Annotated in this window: 10 protein-coding genes and 1 tRNA gene; 5 read left to right on the top strand and 6 right to left on the bottom strand. The window is 72.4% G+C overall.

Annotation, left to right across the window (positions count from 1 at the left end):
- Nucleotides 1–21 precede the first annotated feature (21 nt).
- From Q0112_RS05515 to Q0112_RS05505, 3 genes are read right to left on the bottom strand one after another with little or no spacing between them, the layout of a single operon-like run.
- Entirely contained in the window at nucleotides 22–825 is an 804-nt protein-coding gene (locus Q0112_RS05515; RefSeq protein WP_297972547.1) for a M48 family metalloprotease, read from the bottom strand.
- A gap of 56 nt (nucleotides 826–881) precedes the next feature.
- Nucleotides 882–1,568 (bottom strand): ribulose-phosphate 3-epimerase, encoded by a 687-nt coding sequence (rpe, locus tag Q0112_RS05510; protein ID WP_297972544.1) that lies wholly within the window; start codon nucleotides 1,566–1,568, stop codon nucleotides 882–884.
- Nucleotides 1,565–2,428, bottom strand: a complete 864-nt coding sequence (locus Q0112_RS05505) for an NAD(P)-dependent oxidoreductase (RefSeq protein ID WP_297972541.1) — start codon at nucleotides 2,426–2,428, stop codon at nucleotides 1,565–1,567. The genes rpe and Q0112_RS05505 overlap by 4 nt, the downstream gene beginning before the upstream one ends.
- A gap of 102 nt (nucleotides 2,429–2,530) precedes the next feature.
- Here Q0112_RS05505 and Q0112_RS05500 point away from each other — a divergent pair, with 102 nt between their 5' ends.
- Nucleotides 2,531–5,017 carry a penicillin acylase family protein gene (locus Q0112_RS05500; protein ID WP_297972537.1) on the top strand — a complete coding sequence of 829 codons (2,487 nt, stop codon included), beginning with the start codon at nucleotides 2,531–2,533 and terminating at the stop codon, nucleotides 5,015–5,017.
- On the opposite strand, the gene Q0112_RS05495 is transcribed toward Q0112_RS05500, so the two are convergent.
- The gene (locus Q0112_RS05495; RefSeq protein ID WP_297972535.1) at nucleotides 5,007–5,585 is read right to left on the bottom strand and encodes a lipid-binding SYLF domain-containing protein; all 579 of its coding nucleotides are present in this window, start codon (nucleotides 5,583–5,585) and stop codon (nucleotides 5,007–5,009) included. The genes Q0112_RS05500 and Q0112_RS05495 overlap by 11 nt on opposite strands.
- Nucleotides 5,586–5,762: 177 nt before the next feature.
- Here Q0112_RS05495 and Q0112_RS05490 point away from each other — a divergent pair, with 177 nt between their 5' ends.
- The 3 genes from Q0112_RS05490 to Q0112_RS05480 are packed head-to-tail and all read left to right on the top strand — an operon-like array spanning nucleotide 5,763 to nucleotide 7,190.
- Complete coding sequence (locus Q0112_RS05490; RefSeq protein WP_297972533.1) at nucleotides 5,763–6,491, top strand: heme ABC transporter permease; 729 nt, start codon at nucleotides 5,763–5,765, stop codon at nucleotides 6,489–6,491.
- On the top strand, nucleotides 6,488–6,667 hold the full coding sequence (ccmD, locus tag Q0112_RS05485; RefSeq protein ID WP_297972530.1) for a heme exporter protein CcmD: 180 nt from the start codon (nucleotides 6,488–6,490) through the stop codon (nucleotides 6,665–6,667). Before Q0112_RS05490 ends, ccmD begins: the two co-directional genes overlap by 4 nt.
- On the top strand, nucleotides 6,648–7,190 hold the full coding sequence (locus tag Q0112_RS05480; RefSeq protein WP_297972527.1) for a DsbE family thiol:disulfide interchange protein: 543 nt from the start codon (nucleotides 6,648–6,650) through the stop codon (nucleotides 7,188–7,190). The genes ccmD and Q0112_RS05480 overlap by 20 nt, the downstream gene beginning before the upstream one ends.
- 102 nt (nucleotides 7,191–7,292) lie before the next feature.
- Here the strand turns inward: Q0112_RS05480 and Q0112_RS05475 are convergent, their stop codons facing one another.
- Nucleotides 7,293–7,946, bottom strand: coding sequence for a molecular chaperone DnaJ (locus Q0112_RS05475; RefSeq protein WP_297972525.1), 654 nt, complete (start codon nucleotides 7,944–7,946; stop codon nucleotides 7,293–7,295).
- Between the two features lie 10 nt (nucleotides 7,947–7,956).
- Nucleotides 7,957–8,664: a VWA domain-containing protein gene (locus Q0112_RS05470; protein WP_297972522.1), complete on the bottom strand. Its 708-nt coding sequence runs from the start codon at nucleotides 8,662–8,664 to the stop codon at nucleotides 7,957–7,959.
- Nucleotides 8,665–8,796: 132 nt separating this feature from the next.
- On the opposite strand from Q0112_RS05470, the gene Q0112_RS05465 reads away from it, so the two are divergent.
- A tRNA-Asn gene (locus Q0112_RS05465) sits at nucleotides 8,797–8,871 on the top strand.
- Nucleotide 8,872: the final 1 nt, after the last annotated feature.

Raw genomic sequence — 8,872 nt, 5'->3', positions numbered from 1 at the left:
TATGGAATTCATATGGGCACCTCAGCCCGCCTGGCCGGGGCGCGGCGTCAGGCCGAGCGCCTGCTGGCGGCGAATCTCGGCGGCGACGGCGGCGATGGTCGCCTGGCGGCGGGCGGAGGCCGGATGGCTCGAGAGGATCGGCGGCCCGCCGGCGTCGGCAAGCGCCGGCCGACCGAAGATCTCCGCTCCCGCCTCCGGGTCGTAGCCGGCGCGGGCGGCGATGAAGGCGCCGAGCGTGTCGGCCTCGAGCTCGTAGCTCTGCGAGTAGCTGCGCGCGCCGAGGTAGGCGCCGACGTCCATCGCCTGGCTGATCGCCTGGTCGGAGGCGGGGCCGCCGGTGGCCGGATTGCCGGCGGCGGCGACGAGGCCGCCGAGGATGAGCGCGCCGAGGACCTGCTGCTGCTGCTGCTTCGGGATGTGGCCGGCGATATGGTGGCTCATCTCGTGGCTGAGCACGAAGGCGATCTCGTCGTCCGAGCGCATCTCGCCGAGGAGCGTGACGCCGACGGTGACGTTGGGCCGGCCGTCCTCGCCCTCGGACTGGTAGGCGTTCGGCGGCATGCGCGGATCGTTGTCGAGCCGGATGCGGTAGTCGCACCAGGCCGCCGGGGCGCGCGGGTTCTCCTCGCGGCAGAAACGCTCGGCCACCGGCTCGATGCGCGACGCGACGCGGGCGAAGTCGGCCGAGGTGCGCGCACGGCCCGCAGGCGCCTGGGAGGCCGCCGCGGGCAGCGCCCCCGAGGGCGCAGCGCCGAGTGGCACCTCGTAGGTCGTGCCGCAGGCGGCGAGAAGGGCGAGCGGCAACAGGACGGCGGGCGATCTCATCGGCAGGCTCCGGGCTTCGTCACGGACGTTCATTCATCGCCGCGACCCTTGTCCAGTCACGAGGCGGCGACACAGGCGGCGCGCAGGGCGGCGATGTTGCCGGCGTAGGCCTCCGGGCCGCCGCGGAAGACCGAGGAGCCGGCGACGAAGCTCGTCGCCCCCGCGGCACGGCAGAGGGCGGCGGTCTCCGGGCCGATGCCGCCGTCGACCTGCAGCCAGACCGGGCGGTCGCCGATCATGGCGCGGAGAGCGCGCAGCTTCGGCAGCATCGCCGGCAGGAAGGCCTGGCCGCCGAAGCCCGGGTTCACCGTCATCACCAGCACGAGGTCGCACTTGTCGAGGACGTATTCGACCGCCGAGGGGGGCGTCGCCGGGTCGAGCGCGACGCCGGCCTTCGCGCCGAGCTCGCGGATGCGGGCGAGGCTGCGGTCGAGGTGCGGCCCCGCCTCGGCGTGGACGGTGACGAGGTCGGCGCCGGCGGCGACAAAGGCCTCGAGGAAGGGATCGGCCGGCGCGATCATCAGGTGGACGTCGAGCGCCGTCCGGCCGTGGCGGCGCAACGCCGCCACGGCGTCGGGGCCGAGGGTGAGATTGGGGACGAAGTGGCCGTCCATCACGTCGACCTGCACCCAGTCGGCGCCGGCGGCCTCGACCGCCTTCACCTCCGCGCCGAGCCGGGCGAAGTCGGCCGAGAGGATCGAGGGGACGATCGCCGGCGTCCCGGTGAAGGCGGGCAGGCTCACCCCAGCCGCCGGATCAGGCTGGAGGTGTCGTTCCGCCCGCCGCCCATCTGCTGCACGTCCTTGTAGAACTGGTCGACGAGCGCGGTGACCGGGAGCGCCGCGCTGTTGCGGTCGGCCTCGGCGAGGCAGATCGCGAGGTCCTTGCGCATCCAGTCGACGGCGAAGCCGAAGTCGAACCTCCCCTCGAGCATGGTCGGGCCGCGGTTCTCCATCTGCCAGGAGCCGGCCGCCCCCTTGGAGATGACGTCGAGGACGGCCCGCCCGTCGAGCCCGGCCTTCTGCGCGAAGGCGAGGCCCTCGGAGAGACCCTGCAGGAGGCCCGCGATGCAGATCTGGTTCACCATCTTGGTGAGCTGGCCGGCTCCCGCCGCGCCCATCAGCCGGCAGGACCGGGCATAGGCGGCGATGACCGGCTCGACGCGGGCGTAGGCCGCGGCGTCGCCGCCGCACATGACGGTCAGGCCCCCGTTCTCCGCGCCGGCCTGGCCGCCCGAGACCGGGGCATCGACGAAGGCCGCGCCCTGTCGCTCCGCCGCCGCGGCGAGTTCGCGCGCGACGGCGGCCGAAGCCGTGGTGTGGTCGACGAAGACCGCGCCCTTCGCGAGCCCCTCGAAGGCGCCGTCCGGCCCGGTGGCAACGCGGCGCAGGTCGTCGTCGTTGCCGACGCAGGCGAAGACGATCTCGGCCCCGCGCGCCGCCGCCGCCGGGGTCGGCGCCGCGGCCTGACCGTGCTGGGCCACCCAGGCCTCGGCTCGGCTCGCCGTGCGGTTGTAGACGGTCACCGCGTGGCCCTTCGCGGCGAGATGGCCCGCCATCGGATAGCCCATCACGCCCAGACCGATGAATGCGACGCGCGCCATCTCCCCTCCCGTTCGGCTGCCATTAACCCTTGTTGCGTTGTGTCGCCCCTAGTGGCCTGCTATCCGGGCGGGGTCAAGGCGGAGGCGAAAGGAGCCCGGCGCGTGGCAATTCTGTTCCGGTGGCTGATGCGCGCCGTGCTCGCCCTGATCCTGCTCGCCGCCGCCGCGGCCGGGCTGGCCTACTATCTCGCCGGTCAATCGCTGCCCGATTACGACGCCACCTGGACCGTGGAGGGGCCGGCCGAGGAGATCGAGATCGTCCGTGACCGCTACGCGATCCCGCATATCCTCTCGTCGACCGACCGCGACGCCTTCTTCGGCCTCGGCTTCGTGCACGCCCAGGACCGGCTCTGGCAGATGACGATGCTGCGCCGCACCGCGCAGGGGCGGCTCAGCGAGCTCTTCGGCACCGAGACGCTCCCGATCGACACGCTGATGCGCGCGCTCGACCTCTACGGCTACGCCCACCAGGCGGTCGCCGAGCAGAGCCCGGACGCCAAGGCCGCGCTCGCCGCCTATGCCGCGGGGGTGAACGCCTGGCTGCGCACGGTGCAGGACGAGGCCCTCGGCCGCGGCGCGCCGGAGTTCTTCCTCTTCTCGCCCGACATCTCGCCCTGGACCCCGGCCGATTCGATCGCGGTGCAGAAGCTGATGGCGCTGCAGATGACCGACAAGGCGGCGATGGAGACGCTGCGCGCGCGGCTCTCGCTCGCGCTGCCGCAGGAGCGGTTGCGCGACATCCTGCCCGACTCGCCCAACGCGCCGCTGATGGGGTTGCCGCAGTTCTCCGAGCTCTTCCCCGGCGCGACGCCGCAGCCGGTGATCGAGGCGGCGCGGCACCCGTTCGACCCTCTGCCCCGGCCCGGGCTCGCCGGCGCCTCGAACGCCTTTGCCGCCATGGGCCGGCGCACGGCCGGCGGCGCGCCGCTCCTCGCCACCGACCCGCACCTCGGCCTCAGCGCCCCCTCGATCTGGATGCTGGCGCGGATGGACCTCGCCGAGGGGCCGGTGATGGGCGCGACGATCCCCGGCATCCCGGCCGTCCTCGCCGGGCGCAACGCCGATCTCGGCTGGGGGCTGACCTCGAGCTACCTCGACGACCAGGACGTCTACATCGAGCGGCTTAACCCGGAGAACCCGGACGAATACCTGACCCCCGCCGGCTTCCGCCGCTTCGAGACCCGCGAGGCGGTGATCGGCATCCGCGGCGCCGACCCGGTCCGCGTCACCCTGCGCTGGACCCGGCACGGTCCGGTCATCCCCGGCGACAGCTTCGGTGCTGCGGCGGTCACCCCGCCCGGGCACGTCGCGGTGCTGGCCTGGACGGCGCTGACGCCGCGCGACCGCTCGGTCAGCGCGGCGATCGCGCTGATGCGGGCGCACTCGGTCCAGGACGGGCGCGAGGCGACGCGCGATCATCTCGCCCCCTCGCTCAACGTGACCATGGCCGACCACGAGTCGGTCGCGCTGCAGATGGCCGGCGCCGCGCCGGCCCGCCTCGCCGGGCACACCAGCCAGGGGCGCATCCCGGCGCCGGGCTGGCTCGCGGTCAACGACTGGCAGGGGATGCGCCCGTTCGAGGCCAACCCCTGGGTCGTCGACCCGCCGAGCGGCATCGTCGTCAACACCAACAACCGGGTGACGGACGCGGCCTTCCCCGACCACCTGAGCTTCGACTGGGGCGACAGCTATCGCATCATCCGCGCAGGCAAGCTGCTCGGCGACCGGCGCTACCACTCGCTCGAAAGCTTCGTCGAGATCCAGACCGACACTGTCTCCGAGGCGGCGCGGGTGCTGCTGCCGCTCATCGCGCGCGATCTCTGGTACTCGGGCGAGCCAGCCGCCTCCGGCACCGCCGAGCGGCGGCGGCAGGTGGCGCTCGAGCGGCTGGCCGACTGGAACGGGGCGATGAGCGAGCACGATCCCGAGCCGCTGATCTACGCCGCCTGGGTGCGCGCTCTGCAGCATCGCCTGGTGCAGGACGAACTCGGCCCGCTGCAGCAGCTGTTGCCGGCGCCCGATCCCGTCTTCATCGAGCGGGTCTTCCGTGACGTGGACGGCGCCGCGGCCTGGTGCGACGTGAAGCAGACGACGGCAAAGGAGAGCTGCACCGAGATGGCGCGCCTCTCGCTCGACGCGGCGCTCCTCGAGCTCGAGGAGCGCTTCGGGGCCCGGCTCGAGAGCTGGCGCTGGGGAGACGCACACCAGGCGCTGCATCTGCACCAGACGCTCGGGCACGTGCCGGTGCTGCGCCATCTCGTCAACATCCGCCAGTCGACGCCCGGCGGCGACCAGACGCTGCTGCGCGGGCAGATGCCGGGGAACGGGCCGGAGCCCTATCTCAACGTGCACGCGGCGGGCTTCCGCGCTGTCTACGACTTCTCCGACCCCGACTCGAGCGTCTTCATCATCGCGACCGGCGAGAGCGGGCACCTGCTCTCGCGCCACTACGACGATCTGGCGGCGATCTGGCGGCGGTCGGAATACGTGCCGATGTCGCTAGACCCGAGCCTCGCGCGGGCGGGCGCGCTCGGAGTGACCCGGCTCAGGCCCGCGGCCGGCAGACCGGCCGCGGCGCTCAGCGGATGATGCGGCTGTACTTGGCGCCGGCGAGGCTCGCGTCGGCGATCAGGCCCTTCTGACCGAAGATCACCTCGGTGATCGGCCGGTTGATCTGGGTCGAGGCGAGGCCGGCCGCCGCCCCGTCGCTGCGCACCACCACCGCGGCGTCGGCGCCGAGTTCCCAGCCGTCGGCGACGCGGAAGTCCTGCAGCGCCTGCGGCGTCATGAAGAAGAGTGCCTGGTTGAACTCGCTGGCGCCGAAGGTCAGCCCGATGCCGAGCGAGGAGAGCGAATAATAGTCGACCTTGGCCGGGCCGATCATCAGCGCCCCCTCGCCGTAGGAGCCCGAGGCGAAGAAACCCGCCTTGCGGATTTTCGGGATGACGAGGATGCCCTGGGCGCTGGCACCGAGCTCGGCGGCGCCGGGCACGTTGGAATAGAGATCCGCCAGCGCCGCGTCGACGTCGCGATCGATCTTGTCGCGTGCGCTCAACCCCGCCCCGGAGGGGTTGGTGGTGCAGGCGACGAGCCCGCCGCTCGCCGCGGCGACCAGAAGGCTGCGTCTGGTCCAGGGGGTCATGTCGGACTCCTTCATGCTCTGGTTACTTGGCCTGTCGACCGATCGAGACGTCGGCTTCGAGCCTCTGTTAACATATCCTGGAGTCCTGCGCCAAGCGTGCCGCCGCATTTCTGCGCAACTCCTCGCACAATGCTGATCGGCGGCGCGCCCTCGCCGATTGCACCGGCCGGCAGGCGCATCTAGAACCCTTCCATGTCCCTCTGGCGCTACTCCAACCCGGCCGAATTCATGCGGCTCACCACGCCGGCGCTGCCGGTGCTCTGGGCGCTGACCGGGCTCCTGCTCGGCGGCGGGCTTGCCTGGGGGTTCTTCCTGACTCCGGACGACTACCAGCAGGGCGCGACGGTGAAGATCCTCTTCATCCACGTCCCCGCCGCCCTGATGGCGATCAACGCCTGGCTGATGATGCTCGTCGCCTCACTGGTCTGGTTCATCCGCCGCCATCACGTCTCGGCGCTTGCCGCCCGCGCCGCGGCGCCGGTCGGCGCCACGATGACGCTGATCGCGCTCGCCACCGGCGCCATCTGGGGCCAGCCGATGTGGGGGACCTGGTGGGCCTGGGACCCGCGGCTCACCTCCTTCTTCGTGCTCTTCCTCTTCTACCTCGGCTACATCGCCCTCTGGGAGGCGGTGGACGAGCCCGACAAGGCGGCCGATCTCACCGCCATCGTCTGCCTCGTCGGCTCGGTCTTCGCGCTCCTCTCACGCTACGCCGTCTTCTTCTGGAGCCAGGGGCTGCACCAGGGACCCTCGCTCTCGCTCGACGCGCGCGAGAACGTGTCCGACGTCTTCTGGTGGCCGCTCGTCGTCTGCATGGCGGGCTTCGTGCTGCTCTTCGTCAGCCTGGTGCTGGTCAGGACCCGCACCGAGATCCGGCTGCGGCGGCTGCGGGCGCTGGAAGCGCTCGAGGCGCGGGGATGATGCCCGATCTCGCCCGCTATGCCGGCACCGTGCTCGGCGCCTATGCCGTGACGCTGGCGCTGATCGCCCTCATCGTGGCGGTATCTTGGGAGCGCGCGGCGCGGGTGCGCCGGCGGCTCGCCGAGGTCGAGGCAAGGGTCGGGGGAAGGAGAGGCGATGGCCAGGCCGGGACGTAACCTTCTCATGCTGCTGCCGCCGCTCATCTTCCTCGGCTTCGCCGCCATGGCCTTCGTGGCGCTGCGCCGCGAGGCGCCGAACGAGCTGCCGAGCGCGCTGGTCGGCAAGGCCGCCCCCGAGCTCGGCCGCCTGGTGGCGCTGCGCGACGATCCCCCCCCGACCGACGCCGACCTGGCCGCCCCCGGCGTGAAGCTGGTCAACTTCTGGGCCAGCTGGTGCGGCCCCTGCCGGGTCGAGCACCCGCTCCTGAGCGCGCTCGCCGGCGAGGGCGTGCCGGTCATCGGCATCAACTACAAGGACGCCCCCGACAAGGCGCTCGGCTTCCTCGACGAACTCGGCGACCCCTACGCCCGGATCGGCGCCGACGAGAGCGGCCGGACCGGGCTCGACTGGGGCATCTACGGCGTGCCCGAGACCTTCGTGGTCGGCCCGGACGGCAGGATCCTCCTGCGCTTCCCCGGCCCGCTCAGCCCCGACGTGATCGAGAAGCGGATCCGCCCGGCGATGGCGGCGGCCGGATAGGCGCGCGCGGATTAACCTTGATTGAAAGGTGGTTAACGCCCCGCGCGTTATCCTTTCATTTCAGCAAGTTGGCAAAAGTCCGCACTGTGCGGACCCCTTGCCTCACCGCGGATCCAGCACCTCCTTCGCGGCATTGATCATCGCCGCGAGGGCGCTGCTCCCGCCGAGATCCGGATGCACCCGCCGGATCAGCCGGCTGTGCGCGGCGCGCACCTCCTCGAGGCTCGCCCCCTCGGCAAGCCCGAGGACGCGATAGGCCTCCGCGACCGTCATCGTCGCGGAATCGGGCGGAGGCGGCGCCCCGCTCCCGGCCGCCCGGCCGTGACCCTGCCGCTCGAGCCAGGCCAGGAGCAGCGCCCGGCTGTCATCGTCCCCCCCGGCCTCCAGCTCGGCCATCAGCCGGTCGAGTTCCTCCGGCGACAGCTCCGAGAGGCGGGCTCCACGAAAGGCCCCGGCCGTCACCTCCCCGTCCATCTGCCCGCTGTCGTGGTCGAGCGTCATGCGCAGCGCCGCGGTCTCGACCTCCGACTGCTGGCCCGGGCTCGGCACCCGCGCCGCGCTCCGCCAGAGCCCCAGCCCGAGCGCCGCGACTGCCAGCGCCAGCGGAACGAGCCGCACCGCCGCAAGCCCGGCCGCCGCCGCCAGCACCACCACCGCCAGCGCCCGCCGCGGCGGCAGGCTGACGAGGATCCGCGCCACCCCCCAGAGAGCGCCCGCGCCGGCGAGGATCAGCACCCCCCAGACCAGCGGGCTCATCGCCTCTTCCTCATCCGCGCATGTCCGCCAGAAGCCGCCGCGCAGCCCGCCCCTGCATCGCCTCCAGCGCCGGCTTCCCCCCGGCCGCATAGGCGCCCACCGCCGCGAGCAGCGCGCGCAGCTCGCCTGCCGCCCGGGCATCGAACGGCAGATACGCTCCCCCCGTCAGCCTGGCGATCTCGCGGAAGGCCCGCCCCGCGGTCGCATCGCTCCCCTCATGGAACATGAAGGCGCGGGTATTGCGCAGCCCCAGCGCCCCCGCGGTCTGGCACAGCCGGTCGACATTCTCCTCCATGGCGTCGCCCACGTAGACCAGCGCCGCGACCGGCGCCTTCGCCGCCGTCCGCTCGGCATGCTCGAGCACCCGCCCGATCTGGGTGAGCCCACCGTGGCAGGCGATCCCCGTCATCAACTGCTTGAGCCCCGCCGCCTCCGCGACGAACCCCGAGGCCCGCGCCTCCCCATGCCCGCGAAAGTAGACCAGCTGCACCTCGAGCCCGCCCACCGTCGCCGCCGCATCGAACATCGCTCCCTGCAGCTCACAGGCGAGATCCCAGGTCGGCTGCCGGCTCATGGTGGCATCGAGCGCGAAGATGAGCCGCCCCCGCCCCGCCTCCGCCGGCCGCCGCCGCGCCTCGGCGAGAAATCTCGCGACATCGCTCCGCCGGGAGGGCAGCCCCTCCCGCCCGCCGCCGGCTCTTTCGATCGATCTGCGCATGGCTCTCCGCGGAGGATCTGGCTACGGCGCCGACATTTGCAAGCTTTCTCGCCGCACGGCCTGCGGGCGCGAATCCGGCTGGACGGCCAGAATCGGCTTTGCTATAGGCTCGGCGCCCGCGAAGGCCCATGGTCCGGCGTAGCTCAGTGGTAGAGCAGTTGACTGTTAATCAATTGGTCGCAGGTTCGAATCCTGCCGCCGGAGCCAA

The organism is uncultured Amaricoccus sp. (assembly GCF_937858865.1).
Taxonomy (GTDB): Bacteria; Pseudomonadota; Alphaproteobacteria; order Rhodobacterales; family Rhodobacteraceae; genus Amaricoccus.
Note: the sequence above shows the minus strand (reverse complement) of the source record. Positions and strands in the feature narration are given on the sequence as shown.